The organism is Herbaspirillum sp. meg3, from assembly GCF_002257565.1.
In the GTDB taxonomy this organism is placed as follows: domain Bacteria; phylum Pseudomonadota; class Gammaproteobacteria; order Burkholderiales; family Burkholderiaceae_D; genus Herbaspirillum.
The window spans coordinates 4,013,163-4,034,776 of sequence record NZ_CP022736.1; the positions used below are offsets into that span (position 1 = coordinate 4,013,163).

The following is a 21,614-nucleotide window of genomic DNA, read 5'->3' on the forward strand; positions in this document are numbered from 1 at the left end:
CGGCATAAACAATTGCAGACAAGGCGACGATTATGATTAAAATGCGAGCCTTCTTTAGAAAAATTGCTATTTAATGCAAACAGGTATTTTTCCGCAAAGCAAAATTGGCGCTTAGATCGCCTCCTTGGTGCAGTTCCCAAAGTAATTCGCGCCCCGCCTCAACATACTAACTAATATGTCTTATAAATTTATCGCCGGGTTACTACTATCCGCTTTCGCCTCGACAGCCAGCGCACAAAGCCCCGCCAACATCGCCGCCACTGCCGCATCGACTGCCTACAATCAGGACAATCAAGGCAATATTGCACGCAGTCAATATGGACTCTGCTGGCGCACGGGCTACTGGACGCCCTCCAATTCCGTCACTGGCTGCGATGGTGATTTGACGCCACCGATCGCCAACCCCATCGCACCGGCGTTGGTCAGTAATCCTGCCGCCCTCACCCCTACGGAACAGCATGCCTCGGCCAATCCGGAAAATTGCAATTTTGCCGTCACACTCTCCGGTGATCAGACTTTCGGCTTTGGCATGACCGATTTAAACAGCGCAGCCAGCCGCATTCTCAATAAGGAAGTCGTGGAAAGACTGAAAACCTGCGATCAGATTGCCAGCATCAAAGTAACCGGCCATGCCGATCGGATTGGCTCTCAGAAACATATTCAGGAAATCTCACTCAAACGAGCAGAGGCAGTTTCGGACTTTCTGAAGAGCAAAAATATTTCCGCTCCGATAGAAATCGTCGGTGCAGGCAACAATGAGCCCATCAGCCACTGCTCCGAAAAACTTGCAAACAAGAAATTAACAAGCTGCCTATCACCTGACCGGCGTGTGGTTATTTCTGTGCAAGGGCATGAAAAATAAGGTTTTTTAGGCAAAAATTAGCTTTTTTGGCAACTCATGTAAGGTGTTCATAGAGGCAAACGTCTTGTTACCAAAAAACAACAGAGTATTAAAAACGTTGATTGGACTATTTGGCAACGTTCGCCGATTGCACCAGCCTGTGGCAGAATGGCGGCTAAGTTCATTGCATGGCCCCTGCAAAGGGACGTGTGACGACCTGAACACATGATATTATTCGTTTTTTTGATGTCGTAATTTTGTAGCGCAGTTTATCTGCGGATATCTCACCCGAGAGGAGAAACATGAACAAATTAGCAAAACTCGTCTTCGCTGCTGCGTCCGCAGCCATCGCTCTGTCTGCGACTGCACAGGAAATCAAGGACATCAAGGTCCGTCCAAACAGCCTGTACTTGCAAGATGGTCGTGACGTTGTAACCCGCAGCGGCTACGGTCTGTGCTGGCAAACTGCATTTGTTAACGGCCCTTGCGAAGAAGCGCCTGCTCCAGTTGCTGCTGCTGCTCCTGCTGCTGCTGCTCCAGCCGCTGCTCCTGCTGCTGCACCAACATCGGAAAAAGTTACCTACGCTGCTGATGCATTCTTTGACTTCGACAAGGCAGTCCTGAAGCCAGCCGGTAAGGCTAAGCTGGACGAACTGGTTACTAACCTGAACGGTCTGAACCTGGAAGTCATCATCGCTGTTGGTCACACTGACTCCGTCGGTTCGGTTGCTTACAACCAAAAACTGTCGGTTCGCCGCGCTGAATCGGTCAAGGCATACCTGGTTTCCAAGGGTGTTGAAGCTAACCGCGTCTACACTGAAGGTAAGGGCAAATCGCAACCAGTCGCAGACAATAAGACTGCAGCTGGCCGCGCCAAGAACCGCCGCGTTGAAATCGAAGTTGTTGGTACACGTAACAAGTAATTACCAGCACGCGATTTTCAATCGAAAAAAACCCCGCTTCGGCGGGGTTTTTTTATGGAAATTTGTTTTGTCTCGGACAGCAAGCCGATTGCTTCGGCTATCATTCATCCTATGAATGCCGATCCTCTAGAACTGCAAAAATTTAGCGATCTCGCCCATCGTTGGTGGGATCCCACATCCGAATTTCGTCCCTTGCACGAAATCAACCCTCTTCGCCTTGAATGGATCAATGCCCGAGCGGCACTGTCCGGCAAGAATGTGGTCGATATCGGCTGCGGCGGCGGTATCCTCGCCGAATCCATGGCGCGCAAAGGCGCTAAAGTTACCGGCATCGACCTCTCCGAAAAAGCGCTGAAAGTTGCCGACCTGCACGGCATGGAATCCGGTGTGCAAGTTCGCTACGAAAAAATTGCCGCAGAAGATCTCGCTGCACGCGAAACCGGACAATTCGATGTCGTGACTTGTATGGAAATGCTGGAGCACGTTCCCGATCCGGCCTCCATCGTACGGGCCTGCGCCGCCCTCGCCAAACCGGGCGGTCATGTGTTCTTCTCCACATTGAACCGCAATCCGAAGGCGTATTTATTCGCCATTCTGGGTGCCGAGTATCTACTGCGCATGCTGCCAAAGGGCACGCACGATTACGCCAAGTTCATTACGCCAGCCGAACTGGCACGCTTCATCCGCGAAGCAGATCTGGAACTCGACGGCGTCAAAGGACTCTCCTACAATCCTCTGACCAAACTGTATTCGATCAATCAGGATACCAGCGTCAACTACATGGTGGCTTGCCGCAAGCCGCTATAGTCGCTCTGGCTGCCCCAGCCGCTGGCAGATACGTGGCCACGATCAACCGGGCCACGTCCCCACAACAACAACACTCATCCACAATGTCTCTGAAGAAGCCACGCGCAATCCTGTTCGACCTCGACGGCACACTCGCCGATACCGCTCCGGACCTTGCCGAAGCCGTCAATGCATTGCGCGCGGATCGCGGCCTAGAACCAACACCTTATGAATTGCTGCGTCCCGTCGCATCAGCAGGCGCGCGCGGTCTCATCGGCGCCGCCTTTGGTATCAAGCCCGACGACGCAGCGTATGAAGAATTGCGCGTCAGCTTTCTGAACCGTTACGAAGCAAACCTGGTCGTCAAAAGCAAACTGTTCGACGGCATCCTCGATCTGCTGAAGCAACTGGAAGCACAAGGGCTGGCCTGGGGCATAGTTACCAACAAGGCCTCTCGCTTCACCGATCCGCTGGTGCCGCAAATCGGTCTGGGTCACGCCGGCTGCATCGTCTCCGGCGACACAACGCCGCATACCAAGCCACACCCCGCACCGCTGCTGGAAGCCGCGAGCCGCCTGCAACTGCCTGCAGAAGATTGCTGGTACGTTGGCGACGACCTGCGCGACATCCAGGCCGGGCGTGCCGCCGGCATGCAAACCGTGGCAGCAGCCTGGGGTTATTGCGGCCACGCCGAACCTGCATCCTGGGAAGCCGATGCACTGTTACATGACCCGCTGCACTTGCTTGACCTGATCAAGTCATAATCGTCATAGTCTTATTCGTCGCATTTATTGCAATTGCAGCGCAGCCGGAAGATCGCTTCCATCCGACTTACGGCCACATCAAAATATATTGAAGGCGCTTGCTTGCCGCAAGTGCACTTCTTCACGAGGAAACGATCATGGCGAATCATCCCCGTCCTGCCTGGCAACTGCGCACACTGCGCTGGTCCGCATACATCATCACCGTTCTGCTGCTGCTCGCATTAATCAGCTGGCTGGCACTGCCATCGCTGGTCAAGAAAATTGCCGCCGAACAGACTCAGGCAAAAATCGGACGCAAACTCGACATTGGTGAAGTCAGCTTCAACCCCTTCATCCTTGCCCTGCGCGTACAGGATGTCACGCTCTATGAGCCTGATCAGAAAACCGCTGCATTCAGCGCCAAAGAACTGGTGGTCAATGCCTCCGCCACTTCCCTGCCGCGGCTGGCTGCCATCCTCGATGAAGTCAAAATGGTCGATCCCAAGGTCCATATCGTCCGCCTGAGCGACGAAGGCATCGGCCGCTATAACTTCTCCGACATCATCGACCGCATTCTCGCCATGCCAAAAAGCGAAGGAGAAACCTTCTTCTCGCTGGCCAACCTGCAACTGCAGAATGGCGCCATTCTGTTCGACGACAAAGTCACGGGCAAGACCATCGACATCCGCACACTTAACATCGGTGTCCCCTTCGTATCGAACTTGCCACGCAATGTGGACACCTTCGTCCAACCGATCCTGTCGATGACCGTCAACGGCACGCCATTTTCGCTTAAAGGCCGCAGCAAACCGTTCGCCAGCTCGCTCGACACCACGCTGGCCATCGACATCGACAAGCTGGACCTGGCGAGCTATATACCATTCGTCCCGGTTGATCTGCCGATTAAACTGGAGAGCGCCAAACTCACCACACAGCTTGACCTGACCTTCAGCCGCGACAAAGACAAACCGCAAATCGCACTCGACGGCGACATAACGCTGGCAGATATCTCGGTGCAGGAAAAAAATGCGGCGCAATTGCTGAAAGCAGGTTCTATCGCGGCAAAAATCAACAAGCTCGATCTGGTCAAACTCAGCGGTGTCATTGATCAGGTCACCATCGACAAGCCCGAAATATGGGCAGAGATGAACAGCAAAGGTGAAATCAACTGGACCCGCATCGGCAAAAACAACGCCAAGCCTGCCGCGAAAAAGAAATCGGCAATCCCGGACGGCATCAAGCCAGTTGCAGCTGCTACAGCAATAGCCACACCTCCTGCTACCCCGGCACCTGCGACGACAGACACCAAACCCGCAGCAACCGCACCAGCCATCACCGTTCGTAAATTGATCGTGCGAAACGGCAGCGTCAAATGGACGGACGACGCCAACGCCTCGCCACGCCAGATTGTCCAGCTGGAAAAAATCACCATCGACGCTGAAGAAATCTCCACCGTCGCTGATGCCAAACCCGCCAAGATCGTCTTGTCGCTGACTGAAAACGGCCATGGTGAAATCGGCTTCAACGGCGAAGTTGCGGCCCTCAAAGGCAACGTCAACGGTAACGCAACGCTGAAAGCCGTACAGTTGAGCGGCTACCAGAATTATCTGAACCGCTCCCTCAATGGCGCGCTCAGCGGCAAAGTCTCCGGCCAAACCGACGTGCAAATTGCCGGCAGCATGGTCAAGCTTGGCAAACTCGGTATTGAGGTAAGTGACCTGAAGCTCGCCCCAAAAGCTAAATCTGCCACCGCCGTCATCGGCGCCAAGAGCATCGCACTGGACAACGCATCAATCGATCTGCAGGCGCGCAAAGCAGAAGCGGATGCATTCCGCATTGCCGGCCTGAACGGCGACCTCCGACGCGACGCCAAAGGTGTATTGAATCTGCAAGACTTGCTCGCCACCTCCACCAATTCCACCACGTCCAGCAAGACGGCTAACACCGCAGACACACCCACCAAAGCTCAGTCCGCCACAAAGACCACGCCCGCCGCCGGTTCGACCACCACAGCCTGGCAAGCAAAGTTGCGCAGCCTTGCGATCACCGACAGCGCCATCGCCTACGAAGACAGCGCCACCACGCCAACGCAAAAACTGCGGGCCGAAGGCATCAACCTGAAGATCGACAATCTCTCCAGCCTGCTGGATCAGACCATGAAGATCTCACTGCAAACCCAAGTCAACAAGAACGGCAAACTCAATGTCACTGGGCAAGCGGCGCCACAGTTGAAGACGGTCGATCTCGCGCTGGACGCGCAAAATCTTCCGATCGCACCATTTCAGACTTACTTCACCGACTATCTGAATGTCACCCTCACCAGCGGTACGCTGAGCACCAAAGGCAAGCTCGCGCTGACGCCGCCGCTCAATAAGCAAACGCTGGCGCTGCAATATAACGGCTCGGCAAGCCTGAACAACTTCCGCGTACTCGACAAGCTGACTTCCAGCGACTTCCTTCGCTGGAGAACATTAAACCTGCAAGGCATCAACGCCAAAGTCGGTGGCAAACCGGTCGTCTCTCTGGAGAAAATCGCTCTCTCCGATTTCTACGCACGCGCCATCTTGTCCGATCAGGGCAAGCTGAATCTGCAAGACATCGTCGTCTCCAAAGACCAGCCACCAAGCTCCGTCACGACACCGGCGAGCAGCGACGGCAAGCCGTCCACCACGGTCGCAAAAACCACCACCTCGACAGCCCCGGTCACACCTGCAGCACCGGATCCGAATGCACCGGTTATCCGCATCGGTCAGACGGTTCTGCAAGGCGGCAACGTCAACTTCACCGACAACTTCGTCAAGCCCAACTACACCGCCAACATGACCGGTATGGGCGGCACCATCGGCAGCATCGCCTCCGACAAGCCCGAGCCAGCCACCATCGACCTGCGCGGCAAGATCGACAACGATGCGCCGCTGCAGATCTCCGGCTCGCTCAACCCCTTGTTCAAACCGATGTTCCTCGATGTCAAAGCCAGCGCCAACGGCGTACAGCTGCCGCGCCTGACACCATATTCAGCCAAGTACGCCGGCTACCCAATCACCAAGGGCAAGCTGTCGATGGATGTGCAATACAAAATTGAAAACGACAAGCTGGTCGCGCAAAACGACGTACGCATCGAGCAACTGACCTTTGGCGATCACGTTGACGGCCCCAACGTCACCAAACTGCCAGTCATGCTTGCCGTATCGCTGCTCAAGGATCGCAACGGCACAATCAATCTCAACCTGCCGATTTCCGGCTCTCTGTCCGATCCGCAGTTCTCGATCGGCGGCATTATCATGCGTGTGTTCGTCAATCTGATCGTCAAGGCCGTTACCTCCCCGTTTGCCTTGATCAGCTCGATGTTCGGCGGTGACAGCGACGCCGGCGAACTGAGCTACATCGAATTTGAACCCGGCTCATCGGAACTGACTGACGACATCCGAAAGAAACTCGACACCCTCGGCTACGCCCTGCATCAACGTCCGGCACTGAAGATCGATGTCATGGGCAGGGCCGATCCAGCCGTCGACGATATGGGCCTGCGCCAGGAACTTCTGAACCGCAAGATGCGTGCGTTCAAGCGCAAGGACATCATTGAAAAAGAAGGCCAGCCCTCCGGCAAAGATCTGCAGATCAATGAAGCGGAGCGCACCAAGTATATGGAAAAGGTCTACAAGGACGAAAAGTTCAAGAAGCCGCGCAACGTCGTCGGCCTGACCAAATCGTTGCCACCGGAAGAAATGCAAAAGTTGATCGTCGACAACACCACGATCACTGAAGACGACTTGCGCAATCTCGCACAGCGCCGCGCCGACCTGATTCGCAACTACCTGCAGGATCAAAGCATCATCTCAGCCGACCGGATCTTCCTGATTGCCCCGAAGCTCAACGCCGACGGCATCAAGGACAAGGGCAAGACCAGCCGCGTCGAGCTGACTTTGCAGCAGTAAGACGGCATGGAAGCAGTTGAATAGGGGCGGGACTCTTGATAACCCGGCGAGCCGCCCCCATACTGAGTTATAATGCAGATCTGCATGGGGCCGACTTGGTTTCGACGTGGGTTGCAAAGCAGCGCAGGGCATACCGAGGCCTGACTACCTCGTAAATACAATCAGACAAGATATAACTGCAAACGATAACTCGTACGCACAAGCGGCTTAATACCCGCTTGCTCTACACTACTTCTTCCTTGGGGTAGGCTGGTAAAACAGCAGTAGAGTCATTTACAAGGAATCGCTTTGAATCGGGTCACTTGGTTCGAGGCTAAATCTAAGGTGACTCGCCTTAACGCAGCGTGCGCGTCCGCGTCGTTCGGGTTAAATCAAATGGCAGCGCTAAGTATGTAGAACTGTCTGTAGAGTGCTTGCGGACGCGGGTTCGATTCCCGCCGGCTCCACCAAAACACGGTAGTACGAAAGACCATCGAAGACCACGTAAAACATTGATGCCAAATGTTTTTACGTGGTCTTTTTTGCTTTAGGCGATGGTCTTTCGTTGTATTTAATTGTCTCTGGCTTAGCGCGTATTCAGCACGGAGTCGGCACGTTGCACTGCGGCGGTCTTCACCATGGCAGTTGCCCAATGTCAGCCCCCCCAAGCGCGTGACGTCGTTGCGCGTCAACCATTGCGACGGCTTGAATGTCGACGTCAATACATTCACGTTGACCAGGACTGCGCAGATGCTCTGTCGGATTCGACTGTGATAGAGAAACGAAGAAGCCCTTAGGGGTGTAGCGCCTCGAATTCAGCCTCTACCAAGCTCACGCAGACGATAGGTGGCCGATTTCTTGAAATGCTGTTTTCAGGCGATATTTGCGCTGCCGATAATTTCCTTCAAGGCCGCTAAAACTGCAGTCGACGTCGCTGAACAGTCGGCTGATGCGGTTCAAGGTGGATCGTTGCGACTCGGTTTCGATAGATACCAGGCGTCGCTTGCTTCTTGCGTAGGAGTCACAAATATCAACGACCAGACAATGGCCATAGTCGGCTTTTTTGATATCGATCAGCAATGCTTCCGGTTTGCTCAAGCCAAACGTTGCGGCCAATTTAATCCGCGCGCTCAGAAATGGATTCGCGTTCTTCAATTTATCGCTTAAGTGAGCCATTGCCTGCGTTGCCCAGTTATGGGGGCTCGACTCAACTAAAAAATCCTCAAGGGCAGCCTTGGCGTTCTCGTCACCTTGCTCCGCCGCTTTTTTCCACCAGTAAAGCGCCCTGACATCATTGAGTCGGTCGTCACGGCGGTTTCTCCATAGGATCTGCGCAAACTCATATTGTGCCTCCAGCAGGCCCATGCCGGCGGCTTTCTCCAGGTATTGCAAAGCGACATTCAGATTGCGCTGCGAATAGATCGAGCGCGAATGAATTCTGGCCAGCGCATGCCATGCCAAAGCCGAACCGCCTTCGCCGGCGACGGTGAGCCAGTTGAGAGCCTTCTTGAAGTTTGCTAAGCCATGCTCCATGAACACCCTGTCGCCATGACGATCCATTTTTGCTTCCAGAAGACCGATTTCAAGCTGGGCCTCGACGTTTCCGGACAGGGCAGCCAACTCCAGAAGGCGCCCTATCTCGGCGAGATCCGGCGTCTTCGCCTGCAGGCGCCATTGCGCAACTCGTAGCAGCAGAGTCGATTCCTCGGATGACAGGAATACGCCGCTGGTGACCTCCACATCCTTTTCCATTTGCACTACTGCGGCGGCATTGCGCTCAAACAGTTTCTCGACCAACGCAACGGCCCCTAGGAAAAATTTTTCGTAGTCAGATTTTTTCCAGGCCTTATCCAGCAAGGCATATTGTGCTGGTTCAATACCTGCGCGCGCGGCGTCCTCGATCAGTCGGTCCTCAAGTTTGAGGGCATCTTCCCGCAACCCGGCCTTCAAGTTTTTATTGGCACCACCAGCATCGCCGTCATTTCCTCCACCCTGACTACGCATCTGCTGTGCAAGTAACCACTGCGCCTGATGGTCATCTTTGCCGGCCAGCAAAGACAATACGTCGATTGCTCTTGCGTGGCTGTCGCTGTCGAATTGTTCCGCATGTTCCAAAACCAGGCGGGCAAACGTGAGTCCGGCATGCACAATACCTGCTTCGAATGCTTTTTCGTACCATACCGCAGCGTCACGGGGAGAAGACACGCCCTTCGCTTGCTCGTAGGAGATATTCGTTCCTATCATCATCCAGGCGTCATCCACTCCCTGTTGTGCGGCCCGCTCTAACCAATAGAATGCGGTGCCATTGCTCCTGGGCAGACCAGTTCCGCCATACAGATATCGGCGTCCCAATACCAATTGAGCACTGGATTCCCCTGCTCGTGCAGCCTTGATAATGGCTAATTCTTCCCGTGTTGCCATCGCGGTTACCTATTTCCTGTGCGCGCACAGCAGAGGTGCAAGTCGGAGTAATGGGGCATAAAATCCTTCCAACTGAAAGTCGCCGTAACGACGGTCGAATTCGCAAAAATAAAAGAAAGAAAATCCCTGTCGACGCAAATCATTGCGTCAATCTGAGCACCGTGAAACTCGATGGAATATGAAATCGGATCAAGCAGCGTGTTCGCTGCTGTACTGCCGGAATCGTCAACAATCGCCAGTGTCGATGGTTCAATATTCTGGCAGCGACAGACCTCGGCGATGGCCGACGAAATGGATTATTACCAATGACTGAGGAGTGTTAAGGACAGCACCACTACAAGGCCACAGTCCATGTTCATCCATGAAAAGAAGCATCAATAAATCAGCGTATTCCGTAAAGAACGCCACATCATCGACGCGAAATTGGCGTGCGTTGATCTACTGAAAATGCGTCATTTTTTATGATGCACATCGTGGATCGTGGCACTTCATTCCTGCGAACAAAAAATAAAAAGGGCACTGCATGAAATCATGCAGTGCCCTCTTTTTATGTCCTTGCTACTGTCGTGCGAATGACGACCGATGCATCAGAACTTGTGGCGGATACCGACAGACACAGAGCCTTGGTTGCCATCAACCCCAGTGCTGTCAGACACGCCGGTGTTGACCATGTTGGTTGCCTTGGTGTATCCCAGGAAGGCATATAGGTCGGTACGTTTCGACAACCAGTAGTCGGTGCCGAGGCTGAACTGGGTCAACTTACCCTTGTCCGATACGCCATCAAATTGTGCGTTGGTGCGGTCCACTGCGGCCAACAGTTTTAGTGATGGGCTCAGGGAATAGGCTGTACCCAGTTCGAACACGTCGGCCTGCTTCGCTCGCGCCAGAGTACGGTTGGTCAGGGTGGACAGCGAGCCGACACTGATTGCCGTCAGATTGCTCTGCGTGTTCAGGTCTTGCTTGACGCGCGACCAGTTGCCGTACACGCGAGCAGGGCCAAACTGGTACGACGCTACCAGATTGAATCCCTTGTATGCCGTTTTTCCTGCGTTGGAAGCCAAGGTGTTAACAGAGGCGGTAGTACTCGACGACGGAATCAGGCTGGTGTCAGACGAGTAACTCGTTGTGCCGTTAGCCTTGGACTGGTAGTAATTCAGGCCCAGGCCGAGGGGGCCGTTATCGTACTTCAGGCCTGCGCCGAAGGATTGACCAGAGGCGGCACTGCCGGCGGTCTCGCCAAAACCATAGATGACGTTACCGGTCAAGCCGCCCAGGTTGTTGGTGGTGTAGGAAATCGAGTTGTTGGTGCGGGTGCCTTCCAGGCGATCCAGGTTGTGGCCCACGTTACCGGTCCAGCCGCCGAAATCGTTGACGGAAGTATATGCGGAAATAGTGTCGGCGAAGTCGGTTTGACGGCCGACCAGAACGCTACCGAAGCCGCCGGCCAGACCAACAACCGATTTGCGACGGAACAGGTTAGACGAAGTCGATGCGTCGGAGCCTTGCAGAGCGCCGGTATCGTTAGAGAAGCCTGCTTCCAGGTTGAACACGGCGGACAAGCCACCGCCCAGATCTTCAACGCCCTTGAAGCCGATACGGGAACCTTGCACGACACCCGAATTCAGACCGAACTTGCTGCCAGTGGTACCGGTGCCGGTAGACACCTTGCTTTGGTAGACGACGCCGGTGTCAACAATACCGTAGATAGTCACAGAACTTTGTGCTTGAGCAGCACCTGCGAATGCGCCCAGAATGGCGAGTGCCAGCAGAGATTTTTTCATTTGATATCCTTCTATAAAAATAGTCTTGAGGATCCGTACTTCAGTCGGATGCACAGACAGTAAAGCTTCTGCTTGTGCGTGACATCCCCTTTGTTTCTAGAAGTGATTTTTTAGACGAGATAAAAAAATGAAATGACATTTGTTGTATTTTTTTATCATACAAAACTCCCCCTCTGCGGCAATTTGTATTGCCTTCCCGCCGAGCAGATTGCGTCTGAGGCGCATGCGTAGAGCGGTCGACTCTTTCTGTCGCAGGCACCGACATCTTTACAAAAAATAACGTGCCGGGACGGATTGGATTTTGCAGTAAGTCCAAGCTGCAATATTGGATGCTACCTCTCAGAAATCGCTCACTACGAACCAATCGGAACATCAATGAAAATAAGTACTAGGAATACGCCGTCTCGTCGAGAAACCATCTTGTCGGCCCTGCAGACAAGCACTGAAATGATTGTGCCGATCGTTACGCCGGCCGCCAACCAGCGGCCGAGATCGTAACCGTTGGTTTTCCGATTCTGGATTTCTTCCGCTCGCTCGAGCCCGACCACGCCATAGAAAAACGATTTGGAGATGAAAGGTTTTTCATGATGGTCTTGGTTATCTTTAGGGGCTTCATTCGCGCCTCCAAACTCGGCCACATGATCGGTTTCGCTGGAGGCAAGGCGCAGGGCCTCCGGGATGATGTCGACTGTATTGAGGTCGCGGGACAAGGTGCCCGCACTACCGTCGTCCGCGTCGGCTTTGCAGGATCTGTTTCTGGCAACAGCGCAGCCGAGGGAAGACTCGTAGAGTGAAGAAATTGCGCCGTTGATTTGCATATTGTTTTACCTAGACATTCTGTGCGCCGGGCAATAAAGCCTGTCTTCTGCCAACCTTCGACCACAAACACTTGCCACATGGGTATTGATCGCGAGTTCGATTCCCGCCGGCTACACCATCAACGAAATCGACGCTAATCCAATCCTCCCGATCACTCACTCTCCACCAGCAACCCATTCATCGCATCTCTCATCATGATTGACGCCAGGGAGCCATGATCATTCTTCACCACATCCAGATCATGCAAACCATACCCCGGCAACATCAGCTGTTTGATGTAAGCACAGTCGCTATCACAGGTATAGCGTACCCGTCCCGCTTTTTTCTGCACTTCCAGGGTGTACTCGCCATGCACCTTGCCGCGATAGCGAACCATGACCTGTGGTCGGGCATCGAGTGCCGTCGCTTCGTTTAAATCTTCGTAGACATATTCGCCATCTGCCACGCTGAGGTAATGCGGCTGTAACGGTACCGCCGGGACAGACTGAGGCGCAGCAGAAACAAGGAACAGATGATTGCCATGAGTTGGCTCTGCAATCAGCTTCTGCACTTGTGCCAGCGCCGTCTGAATTTGCTCTGGCGTCACCACCTGCGACGGCTTATTTGCAAGCTCATTTACAGGCTGACTTGCAAGCTGACCAGATACAGACGCAGGCAAAGACTGCAACACCGTTGTTGCTACTGATGCCACCGATATTCCCGACAACTCAGCATCCAGCGCAATCTGACGCTGCCGATACCAGTCGAGCAGACACTCGCGCGTCTGGCAGTTCTTCTCGCGCCACCGCCAAAAGCCATCTGAACGCGCGGCAAACTCACGACGGTCCGCGGCTTTCGCCTTTGCTTGCTTGTACGTTTTTCCCAGTTGATCGTCGAGGCGGGATAACTCGGCATCGCCGCAAATGATCTTCTCCGTAGCAGATCCGGCCTTGCTGCAATTGAAACTGGCGCCGAACGCGGAAGTGACAACACCACTCAGCAGCGTCGCCAGCAGCAATCGTCGCTTCCAATCTGACGCGCTGAAGACAATGCGATGACGGGTACCGTCCGGTGAAAGCGGCGCAAGGGCCGATGCGAAGAGGCGTTGAATCTGGCTCATGATCTCGTGTGCGTGTCTGAGATGGGGGAAGCCGAAGGATCGCATCGACGCACGGGCGGCAAAATCGAAATGAAGCAGGCTTTCCCGCCGAAATCTTTACAAATACCGGGTAACATTTACGTCCGTTACAAGCCGTTGCAAATTGCTGCCATTCCTTTACTGATCTGCTGAATTTACCGCGACGCAGATCACTTAACATCCACCATGCCGGATTCGGACATGCCTTCAGAAAAGCAAAGCGCTATACGAGAATTGCCTTTCAAGCCGCCATTTGAGTGGGAGCGGCTGCTGCGTTTTTTTGGCGGGCGCTCAACGGCTGGTGTGGAAGCAGTGGAAAACGGTGTCTATCTGCGCGCCATCGAATGGCATGGCGATGCGGGCACGCTGGCGGTCTCACGGCATGCGGAAGATAACGCTCTGATCGTCCTGCTGGAGGGTAAAGTCAGCCGCCACGCGGACGAGCTGATTGGGCCGTTAAGCCGCATGTTCGGGCTGGATGCAGATCCGAAATCGATTCGCCGCCATCTCGCCGCAGATCCTTGGTTAGCGCCGTTGCTGAAGACAGCTCCCGGCTTGCGCGTACCCGGTGCCTGGTCTGCATTTGAATTGATCGTGCGTACCATTGTCGGCCAGCAGGTCAGCGTGAAAGCCGCAACCACCATCGTAGGACGACTGGTGGAACGTGCAGGCGAACGTATCGAACATCATGCGCACGAAGCAACCTCATGGCGCTTCCCCGCCCCGGATGCCTTGGCCGCGGCAGATCTTACTGCCATCGGCATGCCGGGAAAACGCGTCGCCGCGCTGCAAGGCTTTGCACATGCCGTGGCGATCGGCGACGTGCCCGTCGACGCGCCTGAGGTTGATCTTGCCGATCGGCGCAAGACCTTGTTGGCTTTGCCCGGTATCGGCCCATGGACCGTCGAGTACGTCGCCATGCGCGCGTGGCGCGATGCCGATGCATGGCCGGCGTCGGACCTGGTACTCATGCAAGCGATGACGGGTCGCGATCCGGCTTTGCTCAAACTTGCTCACCAACGTGCTCGCGCTGAAGCATGGCGACCATGGCGTGCTTATGTGGCAATGCATCTGTGGAACGAAATTGCTGACCGGACAAGGAACAATCGAGGCGGTTGACGCTATGACAACAAACCCGCCGCCTCGCTCACTCTGCACGGCAAAATCCCTGCTCTTCGCGGTAAAAACGGGATAGATTCTGTAACCGTCTGCAACCGTTGCGCTATTTGTCGCGCCCGACGCCGCCAAGAGAATATAATGGCGCTCATCTTTTGCACTACACCTTAGGCCATGAGCTCCGAATTTCACCAACTCTCCGAGAAAGTTGCGCAACTTGCCGCTCTGACTCAGTCATTGCGCCGCGAAAACGCCGAACTGCGTCTTAACGTCTCCGCCCTGACCACCGAGAAGGTGGAATTGTCGCGACGCATGGAAGAAGCCCATCAGCGTATCGAAGCACTGCTGGAAAAATTGCCGGTTGCAATCGCTGCAACACCGACAACGCCGGCTATCAATGAAGAGGAGACAGCATGATTCAACTCAACGTGACAATCATGGGCCACTCTTACACGCTCGCATGCAAAGAAGGTGAAGAAGCAACGCTGCAACAAGCCGTCGCTTATCTCGATGAAAAGATGTGCGTCATCCGCGACTCCGGCAAGATCAAAGGCAACGATCGTATCGCCGTCATGGCTGCGCTCGGTATCGCCGCAGAACTTCTGTCGACACAACCCGGCGACGGCCCTTTTGCCGGCATGACGGTTGCAGAATGGAAGCAAAGCATCGCCGCCATGCATACTGTTTTGGATGAAGCCCTGACACCGCAAGAAAATTTGTTCTAAGCATATTTTTTAGCGCATTTTCTTGCCGGCCGTTTTTAATTATTGATCTGCGGGAAACTCCTGTTTCGCTGCGCGCATGAACGGCTCATGTTCGTCGATGTCAATACTTGTGGACGAATAATTTCTCGTCACAGCGCTCTGCGCAAATACCCGATATTTTTACGCAAACACTTTGACAAGAATCCCGAATAGAGTAGACTTAAGTCTCCTGCCGTGTTCGCGAATGCTTATATTCCTTGAACCATTTATGTGCACAGGCTGTGGGATTTTGTTTGGTGGGCGTGAGCGTCGCTAGTCCGATGAACCCGAAATTAAACTAACTGCAGCCAACTTGAACCGCTTGGTTCAGGATGCCAGCATAGCGGCACAGGCGGGACTAGTTTCAGAAGAAAGCGACTGTAGAAATACGGTCGCTTTTTTATGCAAAAACACTTTGTGAGATCCGGCGCTACGCCCGGCATTGCTGAGTATAGAACGCATACATCGGCCTCGTGCAGCGCACGTGCGACTTGCGCAATACAGCGATGTAGTTTGCGGAGAGATTGCGAAGACGCGTGAACAACTACGCGGATATGGCATATGACGATAGATAACTACCGGTGACTACAGCAACGACGAGCGACTGCTGTCAGTCGCTGCGCTTCTTGGCCGCAGCTTTACGTTCGTGTCCCACTTCGGCGATTGCATCCTGGAATTCGGTGACGTCTTCAAAGCTCTTGTAGACCGAGGCAAAACGAATGTAGGCGATTTTGTCGAGGCGCTTCAGTTCGCGCATCACCAGTTCACCGACTTGGCCCGACACGACTTCGCGTGCGCCGCTGGACAACAACTTTTCCTGAATGCTCTGAATTGCCGCATCGACCGCTTCGGCCGACACCGGGCGCTTGCGCAGGGCCAGCATCAGACTGGCGCGCAACTTGGAAGGATCGAACTCGCTGCGGCTGCCGTTCTTCTTGACGATGACGGGCATCGTCAACTCAATGCGCTCGTAGGTGGTGAACCGCTTGTCGCAATTGGCGCAACGACGACGACGACGAATCGCGTCGCCCTCTTCAGAGAGTCGCGTATCCAACACGGGCGTGTCGTCATGATTGCAGAAGGGACATTTCATAGAGGCGAGTAGAAGCTGACTGCTGGGTTGATACCGGAGACCATCTTACTGCGCCTGCGGCCTTCATCTCTGTCATATCGACGAAGATGAAGGCCGCAGGATGAAACAACAACTTTACGGAATTGCTACCGACTGGACTGGTACCCGATTAAGCAGCATAGACCGGGAATGCATCAGTCAGCTTCTTGACTTCAGCCTTCACGCGCTCGATGGTCGCTGCATCATGCGGATTGTCCAGCACGTCGGCGATCAGGTTAGCAACCTTTTCCGCTTCCGCTTCCTTGAACCCGCGTGTAGTCATCGCCGGGCTGCCCAGACGGATGCCGGAAGTCACAAATGGCTTCTCTGGATCGTTAGGAATGCCGTTCTTGTTGCAGGTCATGTGGGCCGAACCCAGGATCGCTTCGGCTTCCTTGCCGGTCAGATTCTTCGGACGCAGATCCACCAGCATCACGTGCGACTCAGTACGACCGGACACGATACGCAGACCACGCTTGATCAGCGTCTTGGCCAATACGTCGGCGTTCTTCACGACTTGCTGTTGATACGCCTTGAATTCCGGCGACAGCGCTTCCTTGAATGCCACTGCCTTACCGGCGATGACGTGCATCAGCGGACCGCCCTGGATGCCCGGGAAGATTGCCGAGTTGATGGCCTTTTCGTGCTCGGCCTTCATCAGGATCACGCCACCGCGCGGACCGCGCAGCGACTTGTGCGTTGTCGATGTGACGAAGTCGGCAAACGGTACAGGATTCGGATACACGCCTGCAGCGATCAGACCGGCGTAGTGCGCCATGTCGACCATGAAATAAGCGCCGACTTCCTTGGCGATCTTGGCGAAGCGTTCGAAGTCGATGCGCAGTGCGTAAGCGGATGCACCGGCGATGATCAGCTTTGGCTTCTTTTCACGTGCCAGTGCTTCCATGGCTTCGTAGTCGATTTCTTCCTTGTCGTTCAGGCCGTAGGAGACGACGTTGAACCACTTGCCGGACATGTTCAGTGCCATGCCGTGCGTCAGGTGACCGCCTTCAGCCAGCGACATGCCCATGATGGTGTCGCCTGGTTTCAACATGGCGAAGAACACGCCTTGGTTCGCTTGCGAACCGGAGTTCGGCTGCACATTGGCGGCTTCAGCACCGAACAACTGCTTCAGGCGGTCAATGGCCAGCTGCTCGGCCATGTCGACGAATTCGCAACCGCCGTAGTAACGCTTGCCTGGATAGCCTTCAGCGTACTTGTTGGTCAGTTGGGTGCCCTGGGCTTCCATGACTGCCGGCGAAGTGTAGTTCTCGGAAGCGATCAGCTCGATGTGGTCTTGCTGACGGACGTTTTCTTTCTGGATGACCGACCACAATTCCGGGTCGATATTCGCGATGGTGTGATTCTTTGCAAACATGATTTCTCCAATGGATGAGGATGCGCCTGAAGGCATATCAGTTCGACGCGCCCAAAGCAAAAACACAATGGGCGACGCCGACTTGACTGACTTCCAAATCGAATGAGGGCCAAAAATAAAAGGGAATTGCAGGCAGCCTCAGTCGTACGTTCTCCATTCAGGGCTGCCCAGGCGCACGGCTAATGAAATCTCACGCTTCCCGATGGATACCCATCTTGTGCCGGAACATGGTTCCGGTTTTTCGCCAGTTACGTGAGACGAAATGGTCTGCCCATTGTAAGTGAAGGCTTAAAATTCAGCAAGATTTGCGTCTGCCGCCATGGGTGAAAATGTTGCATCGCATGCAGCCTCTCGCCGCAGCCCGCTTTGGGCTACAATTTCGGGTTGTAGATGCAATATGAATGCAAATAATGCATTGCTCAGACACCAACACGGAGAACACAATGATCGTCTTGATTACAGGTGCAACAGCTGGTTTCGGCGCAGAAATGGCGCGCAAGTTCGTACAAAACGGTCATAAGGTCATCGCAACAGGTCGCCGCAAAGACCGCCTCGACGCCCTCGCCGCCGAATTTGGCGACAAGGTGCTGCCGCTGGTGCTGGATGTCACCGACAAGGCTTCCATCAAATCCGCCCTGGCAAGTCTGCCGCAAGGATGGCAAGACATCGACGTACTGATCAACAACGCCGGCCTCGCACTGGGCCTGGAGCCGGCACATCAGGTCGCGCTGGAAGACTGGGAAACCATGATCGACACCAACGTCAAGGGTCTGGTGACCGTCACCCATCACATCCTGCCGAACATGGTCAAGCGCGGGACCGGCACCATCATCAATCTGGGTTCGATTGCAGGCGCTTATCCGTATCCGGGCGGCAATGTTTATGGCGCCACCAAGGCATTCGTGGATCAGTTCACCCTGAATCTGCGGGCTGATCTGGTCGGCACCGGCGTACGCGCCACCAATCTGGCGCCCGGCCTGTGTGGCGGCACCGAGTTTTCCAACGTGCGCTTCAAGGGCAACGACAGCGCAGCTGCCAAGGTCTACGAAGGCACGACGCCGCTGACCGCAGAAGACATCGCCGAAGCCGCTTTCTGGGTTGCCACCCTGCCGGCGCACGTCAACATCAACTACATCGAATTGATGCCAACTTGCCAAGGTTTTGGACCGCTGAATATCAAACGCGCCCAATAAATCCAATAAATATCCAGATGTCCGATTTAACCAATAAAAACAATATCAGCAGCAACAGCGTCGGCAGCAGTAGCAACAATGGCAGCGACGCTTTCTCCTGGCCGGTTCGGGTCTACTACGAAGACACCGACACCGGCGGCGTCGTGTTTTACGCCAACTATCTCAAGTTTTTTGAGCGCGCGCGCACCGAATGGCTGCGCGCGCTTGGCTATTCCCAACAAGCACTGGCCGAATCCTCGGGTCTGATCTTCGTGGTCAAGAGCACCGCGGTGGATTACTTTTCGCCGGCGCGCCTCGACGATGAACTGAAATTGACCGTCGTGGTCGAACAGTTCCGCAACGCCTCGCTGGCTTTCGTCCAGGAAGCGTGGCGTACCACGGGAACACCACAGGGAACAGAACAAACATTATTGGCGCGCGGCCGCATCACCATCGTCTGCGTCAACGCGGCGAGCTTCCGGCCTCAGGCCATTCCGGAAGAAATGCTGGCGCGCTTCAAGGAAAATTTATAATTCGCCATCTATTGAACATCTGCACGGCTTGTGATTCAAGCTTGCCCATCACGCCTGCAACCCATGACCGCAGCGGCTTCTTTACACCTGCCGCAACGGGATTGAAAAAATTTGCACGTACAATTGACCATCTCTGACTGAACCTCCGACCCTCAATTCCCCATGAATGTCACTCAAGATCTATCCTTCGTTACCCTGATCGCCAATGCCTCCATCATTGTGCAACTTGTCATGTTGCTCTTGTTGTCGGCGTCGATTTTCAGCTGGACTTACATCTTCCGCAAGATGTTCACGATCCGCAGTTCGCGCATTCAGACCGAAGAGTTCGAGCGCTCGTTCTGGTCCGGCGGCAATCTGATTGCGCTGTATCAGGACACGCTGTCCAACCGCCGTAAAGGCGGCGGCCACGGCGGCGCGCTGGAACGCATCTTCCAGGCCGGCATGGGCGAATTCAACAAAGCCAAAGCGCAAGTCGGCAAGGGCGCCACGATCGATTCGACCGGTTTGCTGGACGGCGCCCGCCGCGCCATGCGCGCAGCCTACCAGCGTGAAATGGATGCGCTGGAATCGCACCTGGCCTTCCTGGCGTCGGTCGGCTCGGTGTCTCCGTATGTCGGTTTGTTCGGCACCGTATGGGGCATCATGAATGCCTTCCGCGGCCTTGCCAATGTGCAACAAGCGACGCTCGCCGCAGTTGCCCCTGGCATTGCCGAAGCGCTGATCGCGACTGCAATCGGTCTCTTTGCCGCGATTCCCGCTGTGATTGCCTACAACCGCTACTCCCACGATATCGATCGCCTGGCAATCCGCTTTGAAAGCTTCATCGAAGAATTCTCCAATATCTTGCAACGTCAGGCACGCTAATGGCAGGTTCATCCATGCGCGGGGGACGCACCCGCAAGTTCAAATCGGAAATCAACGTCGTGCCATACATCGACGTGATGCTGGTGCTGCTGATCATCTTCATGGTGGCGGCGCCGGTGAATGACCCGAGCGTCATCAACCTGCCGACCGCCGGCAAGTCGACCGTACCGCCCAACGAATACATAGAGATCGCGTTGAAGCCCGACGCCAAAGCCACCATCAAGGTCAACGGCCCCAAGCGCGGTGAGACGCAAACAGCAAGCAGCCGCAACGATCTCGCACAAAAGCTGCAGGCCTTGCATGCAGACAGCCCCGACATGCCGGTGATGATTTCCGCCGACAAAGATATCAAGTACGACGAAGTGATTCAGGCCATTGCGTCCGCCAAGAAACTGGGCATCACACGCGTGGGACTGGCAACGAAGTAATATGAGCTCTCCTTACCAAGTACCAAGACAACCGGGCCGCTGGCGCGCCATCGCGCTGGCGGTGGTGGTGCATATGGCCTTGCTGGCTTTTCTCTGGTTCGGCATCAGCTGGCAAAGCCAGACACCGCTGACCGTCGAAGCGGAAATCTGGGATCCGAACGTCAAGGAAGCCGCTCCTCTGCCGCAACCCGAGCCGGAACCGGAACCACCGAAACCGACGCCACAACCGGTCCCCGAACCAGTCAAACCGCCGCCACCGCCAAAGGTCGAAGAACCTCCGGTGGTGAAGCCTGATATCGCGTTGGAAAAAGAGAAAGAAAAGAAGCGCAAGGAAGCAGAAAAGAAAGATCGCGAAGAGAAGGCAAAGGAAGCCAAGCTCGAGCGTGAAAAAGAAGAACAGCTGAAGAAAGAAAAGCAGGAGAAGCTGGACGCCGACAAGAAGCTCGCCAAGCAGAAGGAAGACGCTGAAGCGAAGAAGAAAGCCGAAGCCGACAAACTCGCTGCCGAGAAAAAACAGAAGCAGCAAGCCGCCGACAACAAGGCTGCTGAGCAACGTCGCCAGGATGACCTGAAACGCATGATGGGTCAGGCTACCAGCTCCAGTGGCGGCACCGGTACGGCGGCGCAATCGCAAGGCCCGCGCGGTGCGGCAGACTATGGCCGGAAGTTGGGTGCGAAGATCCGTTCCAACACCATCTTCGACGTGCCTGGTGAGTTAAGCGCGAACCCGGCGGTAGAATACACTGTCGAACTGCTGCCAGACGGCACCGTACGCAGTATCCGCAAGAACAGAACATCCGGCATTCCGGGCTTTGACGAAGCAGTTCTGCAAGCGATCAACAAATCACAACCTTTCCCTCCAGACAAGGATGGACGGGTGCCGAACAGCTTCACTTTCACCCATTTACCGAAAGATCAGTAAAC

Annotated in this window: 20 protein-coding genes, 2 other RNA genes and 1 riboswitch; of the genes, 16 read left to right on the forward strand and 6 right to left on the reverse strand. The window is 54.8% G+C overall.

Annotation, left to right across the window (positions count from 1 at the left end):
• Positions 1-175 precede the first annotated feature (175 nt).
• The 6 genes from hmeg3_RS18005 (at position 176) to ssrA (ending at position 7,677) form a co-directional block, all read left to right on the forward strand.
• On the forward strand, positions 176-862 hold the full coding sequence (locus tag hmeg3_RS18005; RefSeq protein WP_094564949.1) for an OmpA family protein: 687 nt from the start codon (positions 176-178) through the stop codon (positions 860-862).
• 281 nt (positions 863-1,143) lie between these two features.
• Positions 1,144-1,764 carry an outer membrane protein OmpA gene (gene ompA / locus hmeg3_RS18010; RefSeq protein ID WP_094564950.1) on the forward strand — a complete coding sequence of 207 codons (621 nt, stop codon included), beginning with the start codon at positions 1,144-1,146 and terminating at the stop codon, positions 1,762-1,764.
• A 111-nt stretch (positions 1,765-1,875) separates the two neighbouring features.
• Positions 1,876-2,571 carry a bifunctional 2-polyprenyl-6-hydroxyphenol methylase/3-demethylubiquinol 3-O-methyltransferase UbiG gene (gene ubiG / locus hmeg3_RS18015; RefSeq protein ID WP_094566430.1) on the forward strand — a complete coding sequence of 232 codons (696 nt, stop codon included), beginning with the start codon at positions 1,876-1,878 and terminating at the stop codon, positions 2,569-2,571.
• An 83-nt stretch (positions 2,572-2,654) separates the two neighbouring features.
• Positions 2,655-3,314 (forward strand): HAD family hydrolase, encoded by a 660-nt coding sequence (locus tag hmeg3_RS18020; RefSeq protein WP_094564951.1) that lies wholly within the window; start codon positions 2,655-2,657, stop codon positions 3,312-3,314.
• Between the two features lie 137 nt (positions 3,315-3,451).
• Positions 3,452-7,228 (forward strand): DUF748 domain-containing protein, encoded by a 3,777-nt coding sequence (locus tag hmeg3_RS18025; RefSeq protein ID WP_094564952.1) that lies wholly within the window; start codon positions 3,452-3,454, stop codon positions 7,226-7,228.
• Positions 7,229-7,314: 86 nt separating this feature from the next.
• Positions 7,315-7,677, forward strand: a transfer-messenger RNA (tmRNA) gene (ssrA, locus tag hmeg3_RS18030).
• Between the two features lie 361 nt (positions 7,678-8,038).
• Here ssrA and hmeg3_RS18035 read toward each other — a convergent pair.
• A complete protein-coding gene (locus hmeg3_RS18035; RefSeq protein ID WP_094564953.1) occupies positions 8,039-9,628 on the reverse strand; it encodes a tetratricopeptide repeat protein in 1,590 nt (529 codons plus the stop codon).
• Positions 9,629-9,799: 171 nt separating this feature from the next.
• Between hmeg3_RS18035 and hmeg3_RS24790 the strand changes: the two genes are divergently transcribed.
• Positions 9,800-9,937, forward strand: coding sequence for a hypothetical protein (locus hmeg3_RS24790; protein ID WP_157739302.1), 138 nt, complete (start codon positions 9,800-9,802; stop codon positions 9,935-9,937).
• A 278-nt stretch (positions 9,938-10,215) separates the two neighbouring features.
• On the opposite strand, the gene hmeg3_RS18040 is transcribed toward hmeg3_RS24790, so the two are convergent.
• From hmeg3_RS18040 to hmeg3_RS18050, 3 genes are all read right to left on the reverse strand, one after another.
• On the reverse strand, positions 10,216-11,409 hold the full coding sequence (locus hmeg3_RS18040; protein WP_094564954.1) for a porin: 1,194 nt from the start codon (positions 11,407-11,409) through the stop codon (positions 10,216-10,218).
• A 353-nt stretch (positions 11,410-11,762) separates the two neighbouring features.
• Positions 11,763-12,227 (reverse strand): hypothetical protein, encoded by a 465-nt coding sequence (locus hmeg3_RS18045; protein ID WP_094564955.1) that lies wholly within the window; start codon positions 12,225-12,227, stop codon positions 11,763-11,765.
• Between the two features lie 152 nt (positions 12,228-12,379).
• Positions 12,380-13,327, reverse strand: coding sequence for a lysozyme inhibitor LprI family protein (locus hmeg3_RS18050; protein ID WP_094564956.1), 948 nt, complete (start codon positions 13,325-13,327; stop codon positions 12,380-12,382).
• A 219-nt stretch (positions 13,328-13,546) separates the two neighbouring features.
• On the opposite strand from hmeg3_RS18050, the gene hmeg3_RS18055 reads away from it, so the two are divergent.
• From hmeg3_RS18055 to ssrS, 4 genes are all read left to right on the forward strand, one after another.
• Positions 13,547-14,464: a DNA-3-methyladenine glycosylase gene (locus hmeg3_RS18055; protein ID WP_232511699.1), complete on the forward strand. Its 918-nt coding sequence runs from the start codon at positions 13,547-13,549 to the stop codon at positions 14,462-14,464.
• A 171-nt stretch (positions 14,465-14,635) separates the two neighbouring features.
• Positions 14,636-14,878, forward strand: coding sequence for a DUF904 domain-containing protein (locus tag hmeg3_RS18060; protein ID WP_094564958.1), 243 nt, complete (start codon positions 14,636-14,638; stop codon positions 14,876-14,878).
• Positions 14,875-15,186, forward strand: a complete 312-nt coding sequence (locus tag hmeg3_RS18065) for a cell division protein ZapA (protein ID WP_094564959.1) — start codon at positions 14,875-14,877, stop codon at positions 15,184-15,186. The genes hmeg3_RS18060 and hmeg3_RS18065 overlap by 4 nt, the downstream gene beginning before the upstream one ends.
• Positions 15,187-15,388: 202 nt before the next feature.
• Positions 15,389-15,567: non-coding RNA, 6S RNA (gene ssrS, locus hmeg3_RS18070), on the forward strand.
• A 247-nt stretch (positions 15,568-15,814) separates the two neighbouring features.
• On the opposite strand, the gene nrdR is transcribed toward ssrS, so the two are convergent.
• Positions 15,815-16,297, reverse strand: a complete 483-nt coding sequence (nrdR, locus tag hmeg3_RS18075) for a transcriptional regulator NrdR (RefSeq protein WP_094564960.1) — start codon at positions 16,295-16,297, stop codon at positions 15,815-15,817.
• A 148-nt stretch (positions 16,298-16,445) separates the two neighbouring features.
• Positions 16,446-17,693, reverse strand: coding sequence for a serine hydroxymethyltransferase (glyA, locus tag hmeg3_RS18080; protein ID WP_094564961.1), 1,248 nt, complete (start codon positions 17,691-17,693; stop codon positions 16,446-16,448).
• 158 nt (positions 17,694-17,851) lie between these two features.
• Positions 17,852-17,955, reverse strand: a riboswitch (ZMP/ZTP riboswitch).
• 181 nt (positions 17,956-18,136) lie between these two features.
• Between glyA and hmeg3_RS18085 the strand changes: the two genes are divergently transcribed.
• The 5 genes from hmeg3_RS18085 to tolA all read left to right on the forward strand — a co-directional run bounded on the left by hmeg3_RS18085 (position 18,137) and on the right by tolA (position 21,612).
• Positions 18,137-18,886: an SDR family oxidoreductase gene (locus hmeg3_RS18085; protein WP_094564962.1), complete on the forward strand. Its 750-nt coding sequence runs from the start codon at positions 18,137-18,139 to the stop codon at positions 18,884-18,886.
• Between the two features lie 17 nt (positions 18,887-18,903).
• Entirely contained in the window at positions 18,904-19,398 is a 495-nt protein-coding gene (gene ybgC, locus hmeg3_RS18090) for a tol-pal system-associated acyl-CoA thioesterase (protein WP_232511703.1), read from the forward strand.
• A 162-nt stretch (positions 19,399-19,560) separates the two neighbouring features.
• Entirely contained in the window at positions 19,561-20,262 is a 702-nt protein-coding gene (gene tolQ / locus hmeg3_RS18095) for a protein TolQ (RefSeq protein WP_094564963.1), read from the forward strand.
• Positions 20,262-20,690 carry an ExbD/TolR family protein gene (locus hmeg3_RS18100; protein WP_050479482.1) on the forward strand — a complete coding sequence of 143 codons (429 nt, stop codon included), beginning with the start codon at positions 20,262-20,264 and terminating at the stop codon, positions 20,688-20,690. The genes tolQ and hmeg3_RS18100 overlap by 1 nt, the downstream gene beginning before the upstream one ends.
• A 1-nt stretch (position 20,691) precedes the next feature.
• On the forward strand, positions 20,692-21,612 hold the full coding sequence (gene tolA, locus hmeg3_RS18105; protein ID WP_094564964.1) for a cell envelope integrity protein TolA: 921 nt from the start codon (positions 20,692-20,694) through the stop codon (positions 21,610-21,612).
• Positions 21,613-21,614 lie beyond the last annotated feature (2 nt).

Excerpts from the sequence above, each read along its gene's own strand:
- hmeg3_RS18050 (WP_094564956.1), bottom strand. The coding sequence starts at position 13,327 with ATGAGCCAGATTCAACGCCTCTTCGCATCGGCCCTTGCGCCGCTTTCA.
- hmeg3_RS18005 (WP_094564949.1), top strand. The coding sequence starts at position 176 with ATGTCTTATAAATTTATCGCCGGGTTACTACTATCCGCTTTCGCCTCG.
- tolA (WP_094564964.1), top strand. The coding sequence starts at position 20,692 with ATGAGCTCTCCTTACCAAGTACCAAGACAACCGGGCCGCTGGCGCGCC.
- hmeg3_RS18045 (WP_094564955.1), bottom strand. The coding sequence starts at position 12,227 with ATGCAAATCAACGGCGCAATTTCTTCACTCTACGAGTCTTCCCTCGGC.
- ompA (WP_094564950.1), top strand. The coding sequence starts at position 1,144 with ATGAACAAATTAGCAAAACTCGTCTTCGCTGCTGCGTCCGCAGCCATC.
- hmeg3_RS18025 (WP_094564952.1), top strand. The coding sequence starts at position 3,452 with ATGGCGAATCATCCCCGTCCTGCCTGGCAACTGCGCACACTGCGCTGG.
- hmeg3_RS18020 (WP_094564951.1), top strand. The coding sequence starts at position 2,655 with ATGTCTCTGAAGAAGCCACGCGCAATCCTGTTCGACCTCGACGGCACA.
- hmeg3_RS18035 (WP_094564953.1), bottom strand. The coding sequence starts at position 9,628 with ATGGCAACACGGGAAGAATTAGCCATTATCAAGGCTGCACGAGCAGGG.
- hmeg3_RS18100 (WP_050479482.1), top strand. The coding sequence starts at position 20,262 with ATGGCAGGTTCATCCATGCGCGGGGGACGCACCCGCAAGTTCAAATCG.
- hmeg3_RS18060 (WP_094564958.1), top strand. The coding sequence starts at position 14,636 with ATGAGCTCCGAATTTCACCAACTCTCCGAGAAAGTTGCGCAACTTGCC.
- nrdR (WP_094564960.1), bottom strand. The coding sequence starts at position 16,297 with ATGAAATGTCCCTTCTGCAATCATGACGACACGCCCGTGTTGGATACG.
- hmeg3_RS18055 (WP_232511699.1), top strand. The coding sequence starts at position 13,547 with ATGCCTTCAGAAAAGCAAAGCGCTATACGAGAATTGCCTTTCAAGCCG.
- glyA (WP_094564961.1), bottom strand. The coding sequence starts at position 17,693 with ATGTTTGCAAAGAATCACACCATCGCGAATATCGACCCGGAATTGTGG.
- hmeg3_RS18065 (WP_094564959.1), top strand. The coding sequence starts at position 14,875 with ATGATTCAACTCAACGTGACAATCATGGGCCACTCTTACACGCTCGCA.
- tolQ (WP_094564963.1), top strand. The coding sequence starts at position 19,561 with ATGAATGTCACTCAAGATCTATCCTTCGTTACCCTGATCGCCAATGCC.
- hmeg3_RS18085 (WP_094564962.1), top strand. The coding sequence starts at position 18,137 with ATGATCGTCTTGATTACAGGTGCAACAGCTGGTTTCGGCGCAGAAATG.
- ubiG (WP_094566430.1), top strand. The coding sequence starts at position 1,876 with ATGAATGCCGATCCTCTAGAACTGCAAAAATTTAGCGATCTCGCCCAT.
- ybgC (WP_232511703.1), top strand. The coding sequence starts at position 18,904 with ATGTCCGATTTAACCAATAAAAACAATATCAGCAGCAACAGCGTCGGC.
- hmeg3_RS18040 (WP_094564954.1), bottom strand. The coding sequence starts at position 11,409 with ATGAAAAAATCTCTGCTGGCACTCGCCATTCTGGGCGCATTCGCAGGT.
- hmeg3_RS24790 (WP_157739302.1), top strand. The coding sequence starts at position 9,800 with ATGGAATATGAAATCGGATCAAGCAGCGTGTTCGCTGCTGTACTGCCG.